This window comes from Paenibacillus sp. M-152, from assembly GCF_003856555.1.
Taxonomy (GTDB): Bacteria; Bacillota; Bacilli; order Paenibacillales; family Paenibacillaceae; genus Paenibacillus; species Paenibacillus polymyxa_C.
Window position 1 is genome coordinate 4882348 of sequence record NZ_CP034141.1, and the last position, 14923, is coordinate 4897270.

The 14923-nt window shown below is 46.3% G+C and carries 13 protein-coding genes; 2 read left to right on the forward strand and 11 right to left on the reverse strand.

Annotated elements, in window-relative coordinates; all coding sequences use genetic code 11:
• Positions 1-16: 16 nt before the first annotated feature.
• From EGM68_RS21495 to EGM68_RS21520, 6 genes are all read right to left on the reverse strand, one after another.
• Complete coding sequence (locus EGM68_RS21495) at positions 17-886, reverse strand: CheR family methyltransferase (protein ID WP_025675409.1); 870 nt, start codon at positions 884-886, stop codon at positions 17-19.
• Positions 887-966: 80 nt separating this feature from the next.
• On the reverse strand, positions 967-4683 hold the full coding sequence (locus EGM68_RS21500) for a response regulator (protein ID WP_129549972.1): 3717 nt from the start codon (positions 4681-4683) through the stop codon (positions 967-969).
• Entirely contained in the window at positions 4667-5851 is a 1185-nt protein-coding gene (locus tag EGM68_RS21505; RefSeq protein ID WP_129549973.1) for a PP2C family protein-serine/threonine phosphatase, read from the reverse strand. Before EGM68_RS21505 ends, EGM68_RS21500 begins: the two co-directional genes overlap by 17 nt.
• A 235-nt stretch (positions 5852-6086) precedes the next feature.
• Complete coding sequence (locus tag EGM68_RS21510; protein WP_013373048.1) at positions 6087-6428, reverse strand: YflT domain-containing protein; 342 nt, start codon at positions 6426-6428, stop codon at positions 6087-6089.
• A 96-nt stretch (positions 6429-6524) separates the two neighbouring features.
• Positions 6525-7043 carry a hypothetical protein gene (locus EGM68_RS21515; protein ID WP_090738240.1) on the reverse strand — a complete coding sequence of 173 codons (519 nt, stop codon included), beginning with the start codon at positions 7041-7043 and terminating at the stop codon, positions 6525-6527.
• Positions 7044-7093: 50 nt separating this feature from the next.
• The gene (locus tag EGM68_RS21520) at positions 7094-7615 is read right to left on the reverse strand and encodes a DUF948 domain-containing protein (protein ID WP_090738238.1); all 522 of its coding nucleotides are present in this window, start codon (positions 7613-7615) and stop codon (positions 7094-7096) included.
• A 261-nt stretch (positions 7616-7876) separates the two neighbouring features.
• Between EGM68_RS21520 and EGM68_RS21525 the strand changes: the two genes are divergently transcribed.
• Positions 7877-8044, forward strand: coding sequence for a DUF1328 domain-containing protein (locus EGM68_RS21525; protein ID WP_013373051.1), 168 nt, complete (start codon positions 7877-7879; stop codon positions 8042-8044).
• Between the two features lie 129 nt (positions 8045-8173).
• Here the strand turns inward: EGM68_RS21525 and EGM68_RS21530 are convergent, their stop codons facing one another.
• Positions 8174-9364, reverse strand: a complete 1191-nt coding sequence (locus EGM68_RS21530) for a C40 family peptidase (RefSeq protein ID WP_064963544.1) — start codon at positions 9362-9364, stop codon at positions 8174-8176.
• A 188-nt stretch (positions 9365-9552) separates the two neighbouring features.
• A complete protein-coding gene (locus EGM68_RS21535) occupies positions 9553-10422 on the reverse strand; it encodes a cation diffusion facilitator family transporter (protein WP_058712539.1) in 870 nt (289 codons plus the stop codon).
• A gap of 476 nt (positions 10423-10898) precedes the next feature.
• Here EGM68_RS21535 and EGM68_RS21540 point away from each other — a divergent pair, with 476 nt between their 5' ends.
• Positions 10899-11084 (forward strand): hypothetical protein, encoded by a 186-nt coding sequence (locus EGM68_RS21540; protein ID WP_007432127.1) that lies wholly within the window; start codon positions 10899-10901, stop codon positions 11082-11084.
• 181 nt (positions 11085-11265) lie between these two features.
• Here the strand turns inward: EGM68_RS21540 and EGM68_RS21545 are convergent, their stop codons facing one another.
• From EGM68_RS21545 to EGM68_RS21555, 3 genes are all read right to left on the reverse strand, one after another.
• The gene (locus EGM68_RS21545; RefSeq protein ID WP_090738234.1) at positions 11266-12894 is read right to left on the reverse strand and encodes an ABC-F family ATP-binding cassette domain-containing protein; all 1629 of its coding nucleotides are present in this window, start codon (positions 12892-12894) and stop codon (positions 11266-11268) included.
• Positions 12895-13108: 214 nt separating this feature from the next.
• The gene (locus EGM68_RS21550) at positions 13109-13942 is read right to left on the reverse strand and encodes an ABC transporter ATP-binding protein (protein ID WP_058712535.1); all 834 of its coding nucleotides are present in this window, start codon (positions 13940-13942) and stop codon (positions 13109-13111) included.
• The gene (locus tag EGM68_RS21555; protein WP_129549974.1) at positions 13932-14915 is read right to left on the reverse strand and encodes a FecCD family ABC transporter permease; all 984 of its coding nucleotides are present in this window, start codon (positions 14913-14915) and stop codon (positions 13932-13934) included. The genes EGM68_RS21550 and EGM68_RS21555 overlap by 11 nt, the downstream gene beginning before the upstream one ends.
• Positions 14916-14923 lie beyond the last annotated feature (8 nt).

Here is a 14923-nt window from a genome sequence, read left to right on the forward strand (position 1 = left end):
ATCCTCCTAAGCATCTCTATTTAATCTTCCGGTATATCTTCTCTACCCGGTCCAGCGGCTCGTAGGAATCACTATAATCGGTGAAATGTATGGATTCCTTGGCCCCAAGCACCAACACACCAAAATGACTCAAGCTATCGTAAAACAACCCATGTACGTGGTTGCGAAGTTCGTCGTTGAAATAAATCATAACATTCCGGCAAAAAATAACATTGAACTCGTTAAAAGACCGGTCTGTCGCTAAATTGTGCTCAGCAAAAATGATATTTTTTCGTAAAAAGGGGTGAAACATCACCGAATCATACTTGGCTGTATAATATTCAGAGAACGATTGTGTGCCCCCAGATTCCAAATAATTTTTGGTATACAGCTTCATTCGGTCGATCCCATATACGCCTTCCTTCGCTTGCTGTAAAGACAGGTTATTCATATCCGTCGCATAAATACGGGCCTTGTCATATAAGCCTTCCTCATGCAGCAAGATTGCCATAGAATATACTTCCTCACCTGTGGAGCAACCTGCATGCCAGATTCGGATATACGGATACGTTCGTAAAATAGGAATGATTTTTCGCCTGAAATTTAGAAACAGCTCCGGGTCGCGAAACATCTCGGTCACCGGAATAGAAAGACTCTGTACCAGTCTATCGAAGGCGCTGCGATCATGCAGCACCTTCTCCTGAAGTCCTGATATCGTGCTTACGTTCTCGGACTGCGCATGATAATAAATACGCCGCTTGATCGATGGCAGAGCGTAGTTGCGAAAATCGTAGCCGTACAGCCGATGTATACCTTCCAGCAACAGCTCAATCTCAATCATTTCCCGCTCATTGTCATTCGATTTCACTTCATTAGCAGCATTATCCGCCATATCCTTCGATGTCATAATCTCTCTCCAATTCCTAAATAGGTTTTGCCTGTATCGCTCTCAATCAAGTGTCAATTTATATTACCCATTTTTTTGGATTACGAATACAACCACACCCGCATTAATGATAAAAGCTGTTCGGTTTGAATCGGTTTTTTTACATAATCGGAGGCGCCTGCCTCAATACACTTGGAGCGATCATCCTTCATCGCCTTGGCTGTCAGGGCAATAATAGGCAACTTCTCGAATTGCGGCATTAATCGAATCCGTCGCATTGCTTCATATCCATCCATTTCAGGCATCATCATATCCATCAGCACCAGATCAAAATCAGGCGTCTGTTCGAGCATTTCCAGAGCTTCCCTTCCATTTTCCGCAAAGGTAACCTCCATACGATAGCTTTCCAGCACACTAGACAAAGCAAATACATTACGAATATCATCGTCTACCAACAATATTTTTTTGCCTTCAAACAGCTCTTCCTTGTTATAAAGCTTTTGCAGAATTTTACGTTTGTCCTCAGGAAGATTGGCCTCCACCCGATGCAGGAACAACGTAGTCTCATCCAAAAGACGTTCCGGTGATTTGACATCCTTAATAATAATAGACTCTGCATATTTTCGAAGTTGCGTTTCTTCTTTACTATCCAGATCTTTGCCTGTATAAATAATAATCGGCAGATCGGTGAGCTGCTCATTTTCCCGAATGCGGTCGAGCAATTCAAAGCCTGTCATGTCACTCAGCATCAGATCCAGCACCATGCAGTCATACCGCTGGGTGGCCAGCTCGTTTAGTGCTTCTTTACCTGTCGATACCGCCGTAATAGCCACATCATCATGGTCGATGAGCTCAATAATGGACTTGCGCTGATTATCGTCATCCTCGACCACAAGTAGGCGTTTTACCATTTGGTCCGTATACGATTTTATATGTGAAAATGCCTTATCCAGACTCTCCTTCGAAGAAGGTTTTTTGAGATAGGCAATCGCGCCCATCATCAAGCCCTGCTTCACATCATCAATGACCGAAATCACATGTACTGGAATATGACGTGTCGATGAGTTTCCTTTCAGCTCGCCCAAAATGGACCAGCCATCCATCACTGGTAACTGAATATCTAATATAATAGCGTCCGGCAGATAAGAATGAGCCATGTTTAGCCCATCGTCTCCTTTGAGAGCGATCAGCGCCTTAAAGCCTCGGCTATGGGCCATGTCATACAAAATATTAGCAAAATTAATATCATCCTCAATAATCAGCAACACTTTATCCTGCGGGGTAATCTCGTTTCGGTCATCACCCGGATGTATGTCCTCTACTCCGCTCTTCGCAGGCATCTGATATACAGGTAAGCGTTCAGCAGGCATAATCATTGGAAGATCTGCTTCCACTGAAGCAGCGACACCCTCATAATCCGGATGTACATCTGTACTGTCAAACGCCTCTCTCGAATGAGAATCCATATTCTTTTCGGTAGGCGTTTGTTCCGGCAAATACAGTGTGAAGCAACTGCCCTGTCCCTGCTCGGACTCGACTGTAATGGCACCGCCCAACAATTTGGAAAGCTCACGGCTGATCGACAGCCCCAGCCCTGTTCCCCCGTATTTCCGGCTAGTCGTACCGTCTACCTGCTGGAAGGCTTCGAAAATCAGATCTGTTTTATCTGATGCAATTCCGATGCCTGTATCACGTACAGATAGAGCCAGATAGGATTTTCGTGAATCTAACATATCTGGAAGCTGCTCTCCGTTTGCCCGAGATACCTTGAAACGAATAGAGCCTTCGGTGGTGAACTTGAACGCATTGGACAGCAAGTTACGTAAAATTTGTTTGAGACGATAACCGTCACTAATAATGGCATCTGGCAAGTTCTCTTCAATTTCGGTATGCAGTTGAAGCTCACGTTTGGCTGCGACCGGAGCAAAATTCTGTTCAACAAACAGCTCCAGCTCCTCCAAATGGACCGTTTCATGATTAATATCCATTTTTCCAGCATCCACTTTGGATAAATCCAGAATTTCATCAATCATTTTCAACAAATCCGCGCCTGACATATAAATGGTTTGTGCATATTCCACCTGTTTGGGCTTGAGATTGCCTTCCTTGTTCTCAGACAGTAGCTGAGAAAGAATGAGCAAGCTATTTAGCGGAGTACGCAGTTCATGCGACATATTGGCCAAAAACTCGGATTTGTATTTGCTTGTGATCCCAAGCTGCATCGCCTGTTGCTCCAACTGGGCTCGTGCACGTTCGATCTCATCGTTCTTTTCTTCCACTTCTCGAACCTGTTCTTCCAGTGCTCTCGTTTTGGCAATCAGTTCAGTATTAAAATGCTCCAATTCTTCCTGCTGACGCTGTAACAATTCCTCGGAACGCTTAAGCTCCTCTGTTTGCTGCTCCAAATTCTCGTTGGAACGCTTGAGTTCTTCTTGCTGAGTTTGCAGCTCTTCAGACTGGCATTGCAATTCCTCGGTAAGTGCTTGTGATTCGCGCAGCAATTGCTCAACCCGCATCCGTCCCCTGATGTTATTCAAAATGATCCCCAAGCTCTCCATTAGCTGAGCAAACAGCTTCGTTTCCAGATCACTGAAGCGATCCAGTGACGCTATTTCTACGGCACCAATGCATTCATCCTCGAACAAAATAGGGAAAATCATAATTCCCACGGGCTTACTTTCTCCTAAGGCGGAGCCAATGGACAAGTATCCTTCAGGCGCCTCTGTAACCAAGATCGGCTTACGATCCAGAACACACTGTCCAAGCAAACCTTCGCCCACTTGGATAACGTCTCTGATCGAGCCTTCGCCAGTCACCTTTGCATAAGAGCCGTACAACTTAAATCGGTTATCTTCTACATCTTTTCCTTGCAGATAGATAGCTCCGTAACTACCTCCCAAGATTGGCGTAAACTCACTAATGAACATCTGAGCAACCTGTTCCAGTGAATTCACGCCGCGAAACAGCTCAGTCAACCGAGCAGTATTGGCATTAAGCCAGGTTTGATCCTTCTGCGTTTGAAGGACGGAATGCTCGAATTTCCTTTTTTCATCCAGGTCTCCAGCCAATTGTTGAAACACACGAGCAACCTCTCCGATTTCATCTTTGGAGGCCACACTCATCCGGCTGATAGCCCTGTACTTTCCCTTGCCAAAGCCACTCATCATGAGGTTAACAGTATTTAGACCTTTGGCAATGCTCGGGAGCACCCACAAAATAACCAGTAAGCCCATGATCAGACCGGCCGCCATCAGGATTGTAGTAATCTGCACAGATTCCTCATAAGCCAGATTGGCCTGCTTCATATCGTTATCAATTTCCCGGTCTTGAAAAACAGCAAGGGTATTAATGCTGTCCATTGCCTCCTCTTGAGCAGGCAGACCCGTGCTATTACGGAAAGCATTAGCTTCCTCAATACGATCTTGCTCCAATAAGGAAACGAGTCTCTCTTCATAGTTTAGGAAATCTTTCCAGGCAACAGCCACCCGGTCAATCTGCTGTTGCTCTTCACTCGTACCGGGATCCGTTTGCAGACTAGCCAGAACTTTTGTTCCAGTAGCAGAGATATCATCCATCTCGCGCTTGGCCTCGCCGACAGAGGAGCCTGGATTCAAGATCAGATTGGCCATCACTTTAGCCATATCGTTCACCTGTCCGCGTATAGCTGTTGTTTTCCGGACCTTCACATATCGTTCTTGATAAACCTGGTTCAGCTGTTCATTCAGGCTCCCCATCCGGTCATAGCTGATTAGCGTCAGCACAAGGAGGATCGCCATAAGCGATCCAAAGCCAATCAGCAGTTTATTTCTGATTTTCATGCAAGCTCTCTCCCTCTTTCAATGAAATCCAGATCAGGCACTTATCATCATCGCGATCCTGCAGTCCCCCGTCATTACGAAAAAATGCATCCAGCATCGCTTCTTCATTCCATTCCTCATACTTACGCAGACAGGCAGTCAGATACTCCAATTGTTCCTCATATTCACCTTCTACCGCCTCCAGCAAGCCATCTGTATACAAAGCGATATGCCCAGTTCCTTCGTAATAAATCGTGTGCATCTCTGCATCAATTTTATCAAACAATCCGACCGGGCTACACGCACGGTCTAATTTGGTTATACTGCCATCCTGATTGAACAGCAAGCCAGGAGGATGCCCTGCATTTACATAGTCAATTCGCCGTGAACGAGTATCAATCACCATATAAATCGCCGTAAAATAATACTGTACCAGTTGCTTGCCCAAATCCAGTTGATTAAAACGACGATTCAGCTCTTGTATGACCTTCTCCGGCTCCACAAACGTGGTCACCGTATCCTTGAGTACAGACGCAATGAACATGCAAAACAGAGAAGAAGAAATGCCATGGCCCATCATATCGAGCAAAATGACGGCATATCTCCCTTCCCCTAGCGGATACCATGAATATAAATCCCCCGCCAGTTCAAAGGAAGGCTGGTACAGTGCATTCGCTTGCAGCATCGGGTCCTGAATGGCAGGACTCAGCACCGCCTGCTGCACCATCGCAGCCAGCTTCAATTCATCCTGAATTCGCTGATCCCGGTCCTTATGCCAGTCCTTTTCCTGCTTGAGACGCAAGGCAGATCGAATACGAGCCATTAGCTCTACCTTGTTAATCGGCTTCGTGACATAATCGACGGCTCCCACATCCAAGGCTTCGGCCAATTTTTTAGAATCGCCTACAGCGGTAACCATAATAATCGGAATATCTTTTAAATGTTCATATTCCTGCACAATACTGCAAGCCTCAATGCCGTCCATTTCAGGCATCATCATATCCAGCAGCACCAAATCAATATCCGAAGGACGGGGCCGGAGACTAATGGTACGGTCGCCGATTCCCAGATGCTCCAGCATTTCTGCGGCCGAGCTGGCAGAGATTACATCGCGATAATTTTCTTTTTTTAGTATTTCACGAATAATAATGACATTCGTTGGATTATCGTCAACAATTAGAATTCTCATTGCTCTCTCCTTATCTGTAACCCATGTATTATACTATACCTGCTTAGGGGGCAACACCCATGTTGATTGGAAATAGCGTTTCCGTAAGCAGGCATTCCAAAAACATAGATAAGGAATGAGGCTGAAGCCCCATTCCTTATCTATGTTTTTGGAGGACCCGCGAAACACTTGTGCTGCGGCCAACATCCTCTTTCTCAAATCTAAGCTTGTTTGATCCTATGATGAGCTGGAAATATCACGCTTTTTTCGCAATAACCAGCACTTTACCTTGATCTAATTCTTTTTCATAAAAATCTGCTTCCGTATCTGTAAAACCCAAGGAAGTGATTTTAGCACGAAGCTCATCGCCACGGGAGCGGAACAAATTCGCTAATGAGTCGAAAACGCCTTCTTCCTTAATCCCGATTTCCTTGGCAGCCACCGTATCGGCGATACGATCCGTCCGATCCTGATCATGAGCGAGCACGAACACATCCTCATAACGATAGCCCGTGTTACGCAACTCATTCACAGCTTCAACGGCTTGTACACCGTTCTCTACCACCTTGGCATAAGATTTATGATTGGTCTGATTCATGTTTCTCACGCTCCTTTAAGGATTGACTTCCCTGACTATTACACTTCATTCATCCATTTGAAACTTCCATATGATGTCACGCCTTGAAAAAATCGATCACCACTCCGTTTCATCAAAAAACTCAACATACTTCGGCTTATCAGACGTCTTATCCGTAAACACTTTGATCGCACGCTGCCCGCGTACATATACTTCTCCGTCTTCTGCCGTAAATTGCGAGCCGCCTAGCGCCTGATCCAGCGTTTTCCGTTGCAGTGGCAGCCACTTATCATTCACTTTGATTCGACCGGCAGCAGGATCTACATGCACATAAGAGACGACGTCATCACGCATACCTACCACGACATCCGGATATTGATATTCTGTAGAAAGCAGCAGCATATCCTTCTTGACTCGAAGTGGCTTGCCCAGTTTTTTTAATACATCCGTACGAGTATCATCCAGAGATATGCCATTTAAGGTCTGAAAATCAGCTGGCACAGCATGTGGAGCGGTTATCGTCTGAACAGCCCTTACCATATGCCCCGCTGTCTGCGGGGAGACGGTTTGCTGAACCGTATCCTGTCCGGAAAAGGGAGTGAGCAAACCAGCGGCTAGTAATAATGTCTTCATCATAATTCTCACCCTTTCAATGAATTTCCAATAGTTTACGGTTCAGCACTATACTACTGACGCATTTTCTGCCACACCCCAGCAGCGATGTCTACATAACCCAGCCAGTTCTTAGCTGGCTTGCCCGCAGGTTCCCCATAAGTGGCATTGTAGCTCTGAACCGTCCGCTCTGTTGCAGTCAAAGGTCTGTTCGAAACCGTTGACTTGATTGCCTTCTCCGTTCCGGAAGGGCTGCTCGCAGTGCTTCGCGACTTCTGAAGCCGTGTCATTAACGCTGTTGAAGCCTGCTTGGCGGCCAGCGTCACTTCACTAAGTACCTCCCCCAGGTTTTTAACCGACTCCATCACTGGTTCCACTTGCTTCAATTTATGATCAACATCTGCGGTGATGTCATTTGCATGTCGAACCGTTTGCTTTACTTCATAACTCAGTTCATCGACTGTCTTTTGTACTTCCTGCAAGGTTTGAGTCACCTTATCCAGAGAACCTTGGGCTGCTTTCAAAGTCTTAATAAGGTAAATAACGAGAACGGCAAATGCGATAGCAATAATAAAAATGCTGACCTGTGTTAACATAGCGTAACCTCTCTTTCGTCTTTCACGATGATGTTTATGATTACTGCATAGTTACCCTCTACATTCGGACACGAAACAACGTCCAGACTGGTAGCTCCTTGTGCTCCAATCGTTATGATTCACAGGCCCTTGCATCGTTTAAAACACCATATAATGATGGCACAGCCACGCTTAATCTGTAGAAGTCACTGTCATCTGCTACCACGCTCGATCAGGGCGCGAGTATGCCACATTATATACAATCAAAGGAGGATACAGAACATGCTGAAATGGTCGGCTTTATTCTTAGTTTTTGCTGTGATCGCCGGGATTTTAGGTTTTTTTGGTATCGTCGTCTCCGTAGCCGCTACAATCGCCAAAATGTTATTTGTACTATTTTTGGTGTTATTCGTTATTTCACTCTTTACCGGAAGAAAACGAGCCTCATAGGCATTGGATGATTGGTACGCCCAAAAGTGTTATGTATCATATGCTTATCAAAAAAGGATGTTCCCACCCTGGTCAACAGAGTTGTGGAACATCCTTTTTTGATGTAACTTTTAACAGTGAACGACGTTTCTATTGGATCACGCTGCCTCCAAACAGGAAACGATCCTGCCAAGGCTTGCTGAAATCCGTAACTTTAACACCACCGGCCGCTACAGAAAACGTATGGAGAAGCTTGTTGTCTCCCAAGTATACAGCTACATGCGTAATCGTTTGGGAGGAATTATCCAAGGACGTGTACGCCCCTGAAGATGCATTATAATTTGTAAAAAAGAGCAGATCGCCACGCTTCAGTGTAGTCATATCCGTATTCGGCTGACTATTCTGCTTGATCCACTCACCCTGTGAACGAGAATCTGCCGGAAGCTGGATACCTACAGCCTGACGGAAAATTTGGCGAGTAAATGCCGAGCAATCAAAAGTAGCCGTACTGTTGCGATCAGAACCATATTCATAAGGTGTTCCAAGGTAAGTCATACCTGTGTCAATAACCTGTTCAATTGCAGCCGCTGCATCACCAGAAGACAAGCTAACCGTCGATACAGGAGACGCTACCGCAGGTAGGGCAGTAGTATCTGAAGCTGGTGCAGCCGCAGAAGCTACTGCCTGCTGCACAACAACGCCCTCACCAATACGAATATATTGTGGAGATGAGCTGACATAGCCTACTGTACCGTCAGCAGTGGTGACCTTGAACCAATATGCGTTGCTTGAATCGGTAATCGTTACGACATCCCCTGTGTTCATATAGCCCAGAACCTCGGAAGAAGTGGATGCCTCCGCCCGCAAACGAACGGACGTTTGAATCGTAGCTTTCGTTTGACCGGCAGAACTATTCACTGAAGCCAAAGCCTCTTTAGTTGAAACATTTTTAACTGAAGCTGAAACAGTTTTAGCTGACTCTGAGGCTTCCGTTTTACGGCTGACAGGCGACGTGGCAGCAGCAGCGACGCTGGTAGCGCCAACTTTTATGTACTTGTCAGAGCTGCTTGTGTAGCCGGTTACTCCATCAGAAGTCTTGACCTTATACCAATAGTTGTTTGTTTTCTCCAATACCGTTACGGCCTCTCCCTGCTTCATAAAGCTGACTACATCGCCCGTAGTGGAAGGGCCAGATCTAAGCTTTACAGCCGCCTGGATAACCGCCTTCTGGCCTGCGGATGCTGTAGTCGATGCCGCTGCGTCAACCTGACCCGGCGCCACATGAATTGCTGCCAACAGCGCGGCTGACGTCATGAGCATTCCCATCACGCGTCTTCTCAATGTTGCACCTCCTGGCTGTTTTTACGAATTTGAAGAGCATAATTCCGACGAATATAGCCGGACATGCCTTCATTATAGTAAAAGCAGCAGGAAGAGAGATATAATCCAAACGTCACAAAAGATAGCGTGTACACCATTTTAGGTATAGGTCTAAAGTCACTTTTTATACTAATTATTTAATAATTAATCTATAATTTAGGTTCTACATGGACATGAACGTGCATCGTATTATGAACCTCTTGTAGACGTTCCTCAATCCGGTCGCTGATCCGATGTCCTTCGATCAAACTGAGCTGCGGATTGACCTCAATGACCACATCCACCAGCGCATGGTTACCGTGTACCCGTGCCTTAACGTCACGAATTCCCTCCACTCCAGGTATAAGAGCAATCGTACTCCGTAAGTCGGACAGTTCTTGCTCATCAAATCCATCAGTCAAGCTATGTGTGGAATCCCTAAAAATCTCCCACGCTGTTTTACAAATGATGAACCCTACCACAATCGCCGCAACAGTATCCAACCACGGCAGCCCAAACTGTGCCCCGATAATGCCCACTGCTGCTCCAACACTGACAAGTGCATCCGATAGATTATCCTTGGCCGCCGCCAGCAACGCCTTGTTGTTGATTTGCCGAGCCAGCCTGTTATTGTACAGGTACACTCCCAACATAATCACTGCACAAATCACAGCCACACCCGCAGAGGTAATATCCGGTGTTTGCTTTCCTCCCTTAAAAATGCTTCCGATTCCGTCAATCAGCACCTGCAAACCAACGACAGCCATAATAAAGGACGCCAGCAACGCCGCGATCGTTTCGGCCCGAAAATGTCCATAGGTATGGTCGGAATCTGGTGGTTTCTGGGAGATTCTTAGACCGATTAATACAGCAACCGACACCACAATATCGGTGACATTGTTGAATCCATCGGCCAGCAACGCGCTAGAAGCAAATATATATCCGCTAATCAGCTTTAAGGCGGACAGCAAGAGATAAGCAGCAATACTCACCCACGCCCCTCGCTCACCTTTTCGTATTTCATCATAGACATTTACCACAACCGAGGACACTCCTTCAAATAGATAGTTTGCAGCATAGAGACCTGCCCAGAAATAAAAATAGCAGCATAGCTGCCGTCGTACCATTCTTTAAAATAAGCAGCACAGCTGCCCTCACACTACTCCTCAAACAAGCAGCAAAGCTGCTACTAAAAATAACAATTTCCCTTTGGATAACTGTTATTTTCAGGATAACAGACGTACTTTGTGTGGGTCTAGAGAAACAGTCTTTCCGCTCTACATCGCTGTAGGAACAACGAAAAAGTATTGCCAGGCACCATCCCTGTAGGTTACACAAAACAATTTTTCCTTTATGCAAAAAACAGACATTTTCCCTCCTGCCTTACTCCAGCGATGTGTTATCATTGTTGCCCTTGTCCCTTCTTTTAAAAACGTATAAAATGAGGACACAGCCGCGTTTTTCTTCAATCCAGCATGATTGACTTGAATCTGGCGGCAACAGGAGGAATTTATTCATGAGCGATGCTAACGAACCACGTAAAATTAATCTCGCAGATGCCATTCGGGAAAAGCTGGCACAAAAAAAACAGCAGTCCGGCGCTTCACAGCAGGGCGGCTTTCAAGGCGGTTCCACCAAAACACTGAAAAGCCAAAATACGAAGAAGCCGAACAACCAACGCCGTCGTACAGGCGGATCATAAGCCACCCCATAGGCTATATAGGGTACCGAAGAGCAGGCAAGATCTATCTTACCTCATTCTCGGAACCGATTAAGCTAAGGGCATGGCACAAAACGAAAAAAGAGGAGTCTCCCGGCCATATCAATGGCCTGATGGAGCTCCTCTTTCGTTTATCTATTTGCTGAAATTAGCAGTTCGGATGTTAGCCGATTTCTACCGGGTACATGCGTTCACGTAATTTAGCGATTTCTTCATTTTCCAAGTATTCATCATAGCTCATCGTACGGTCGATTACGCCGTTTGGTGTAATTTCCACGATGCGATTCGCAATGGTTTGAATGAACTGATGGTCATGAGAAGTGAACAAAATAGTCCCGTCAAAGTCGATCAGACCATTGTTCAGCGCTGTGATGGACTCCAGATCCAAGTGGTTGGTCGGTTCTTCCAGAAGCAGTACGTTAGCACCGTTCAACATCATTTTCGCCAGCATACAGCGAACCTTTTCTCCCCCGGACAGTACACTTGCTTTCTTAAGCGCTTCTTCGCCTGAGAAAAGCATACGTCCCAAGAAGCCGCGCAGGAACGTTTCATCCTGATCCTTGGAATATTGACGCAACCAGTCCACAAGGTTCATATCCACACCTTCAAAATAAGTGGAGTTATCTTTCGGGAAATACGCTTGGCTCGTTGTAATCCCCCAGGAAAATTCACCTTTATCCGCTTCCAGTTCGTTCATCAAGATCTGGAAGAGCGTCGTTTTAGGCAGACCGTTCGGACCTACAAACGCAATTTTATCGCCTTTGTTCACAACCAGACTGAACTCGTTAAGCACTTGCTCGCCTTCCACGGTTTTGCTGACACTATCTACAGTCAGCAATTGTTTGCCCGCTTCACGCTCAGGCTTGAAGTTAATGAACGGATATTTACGGTTCGATGGACGGATGTCGTCCAGCGTAATTTTATCCAGTTGCTTTTTACGCGAAGTCGCCTGTTTGGACTTGGAAGCATTCGCAGAAAAGCGCTGAATAAAGGCTTGCAGTTCTTTGATTTTTTCTTCCTTCTTCTTGTTCGCATCGCGAGCCAGTGTAAGCGCAAGCTGGCTGGATTCGTACCAGAAGTCATAATTGCCGACATACATCTGGATTTTACCAAAATCAATATCCGCAATATGCGTACATACCTTGTTCAGGAAGTGACGGTCATGGGATACAACGATGACGGTGCCTTCATAGTCCATCAGGAAGTTCTCCAGCCACTGAATGGATTCGAGGTCCAAATGGTTGGTAGGCTCATCAAGCAGCAAATTGTTCGGACGACCAAACAACGCTTGTGCCAACAGAACGCGCACTTTGTCGTTGCCGCTCATCTCAGCCATTTTTTTGTCATGCAGATCGCGTGGAATACCGAGACCGATCAGCAATGCAGCCGCATCCGGCTCGGCATCCCAACCGTTCAGCTCTGCAAATTCGCCTTCCAATTCACCAGCACGCAAACCGTCTGCTTCGGAAAACTCTGCTTTAGCGTACAGTGCATCCTTTTCCTTCATGATTTCATACAGACGCGTATGACCCATAATAACGGTTTCCAGAACCGGAAATTCATCGTATTCATAATGGTTCTGCTTGAGGACAGCCATCCGTTCGCCCGGTGTCATGTGAACCTCACCTGAATTGGCTTCGATTTCACCGGAAAGAATTTTCAAAAAGGTGGACTTACCCGCGCCATTCGCCCCAATCAGGCCGTAGCAGTTCCCAGGAGTAAATTTGATATTTACGTCTTCAAAAAGTGGGCGTTTACCATAACGAAGCGTTACGCCGCTTGTACTGATCATATAAGCATACCATCCTTATCATTAGTAAAGTGCTAAACACAAAATTACCGACGGCAATAGTATAACACACAAAAGATCGGATTCGAACCGTAGTCTAAGCAGAACTGTCTCTGAATCTCATCCAATATCTTATAAATAAAATAAAAAAATGCTTCTGTCTTCACGATTGTCACCTGACAAACACCTCGACCAGAACCATTTTTATGTTTCAAATTCAATGAGATAACTCAAGGACAGATACCTTACACTCTCTCTGTACTTGTAAATGTTCGGAAGCTCCGACGCCTATCGGAATAAGATACATCCCCGCCTCCTCGTCCTGTCTTATGACTACTTTGACACCATAGACTGCCTGAATCAGTTCGGATGTAACGACCTCTTTAGGCGGACCATTCGCTATTATGCGTCCTTCCTTCATAGCGATCATCACGTCGCTATACCGAATAGCCTGATTAATATCATGCAGGACCATCACGATGGTCAGTCCGTGCTCCCGATTGAGCTGCCGAATAAGCTCCAAAATCTCAAGCTGGTAATACATATCCAGATAGGTGGTCGGCTCATCCAAAAATAAAATCGGCGTTCGCTGTGCCAAGGCCATCGCAATCCACACACGCTGCCGTTCTCCTCCTGAGAGCTGATCCAGTGTATGTGTTCTGCGTTCCTCCAGATTGGTGCAGGCTATAGCCCATTCGACTGCTTCCTCGTCCTCGTCTCGGCTGGTTGTGAACATGCTCTTATGAGGCAGTCTTCCGAAGCTGACAAGTTTTTCTACTGTCAGGTCGGAGGGAGCTTCGTTCTGCTGATGAACTACCGCTAATTGACGGGCCAGCTCCTTGGGCTTGTAGTGGGCTATCTCCTTGCCGTCCAGAATCACCTGGCCCATGCGAGGAACAGCATTGTTGGACATCACGCTGAGCAGTGTCGATTTGCCACATCCATTGGGGCCAATAATCGTAGTAATTCGTCCCCGCTCAATAACAGCATTGATCGCATGTAAACGGTCTGTTTTCCGATCATAGGAGAAGGTTATATCTTTAATGTCCATAGGTGCGATCCGCCTTTCTGATCAGGAATATTAGGAACGGTCCGCCAATGACTGCCATAATAATAGAGGCTGGAATTTCATTGGGAGCAAGCACCGTTCGCCCCAGTGTATCCGCAAGCAACAGCAGCAAACCGCCGCATAAGGCAGAGAACGGAATCAGCCACTTATGATCCGAACCAACCAGGTAGCGGGCACAATGCGGAACGAGCAGGCCGATAAAAGCAATCACCCCTGCGATAGCTGTAGCAGTTGCTGCAAGCAGCACTGCAATCACAGAAATCAAAAGTCGTGCGCGCGTCACGTTAAGACCCAAATTTTTAGCCGTTTTATCTTGAAGTGACAAGAAATTACACCAGGAGAAGACGAGCATGGCTAAAATTAGCCCAATCCCGCCATAGGTCACAATTACCTCAACATCTACCCATTTTTTCATAGACAAGGTTGAGGTGGTGACCTGATTAATGCTGGTGACCGCATAACTGCCCCGATAGTTAAACGACTGACCTAGGCCGGAAAAGATGGCGTTTACTGCCACCCCAATCAGAATAAGGCGAATGGGATGCAAGCCGGATTTCCATGAAAATCCGTAGACCATTAGACAGGCCAACGCACCGCCAATAAATGAAAAGAACGGCATCCAGAAATAAAGCGCGGGAAAGATGGTCACCGCGATCAGCGAGACCAAGGCCGCTCCCGAAGAAATGCCGATCACGCCAGAATCCGCCAGGGGGTTTTTCATGACAGCTTGCAGCAAAACACCCGCCACCGCAAGTGCTGCTCCCGCCATCACAGCTACGATAATTCTCGGTAGTCTGAGGTCCTTGATCACATTCACCTGATCATCTGTACCTGTCCACAATCCGGTCACCAACTGGCTCAAATTCACCTTGAGGCTGCCTGTCATCGCTGAATACAGCATGACAGCGACGAGTAAGACAATTACAACAATAAGGCTCCATAATTTTTTGGACATGTCATCAG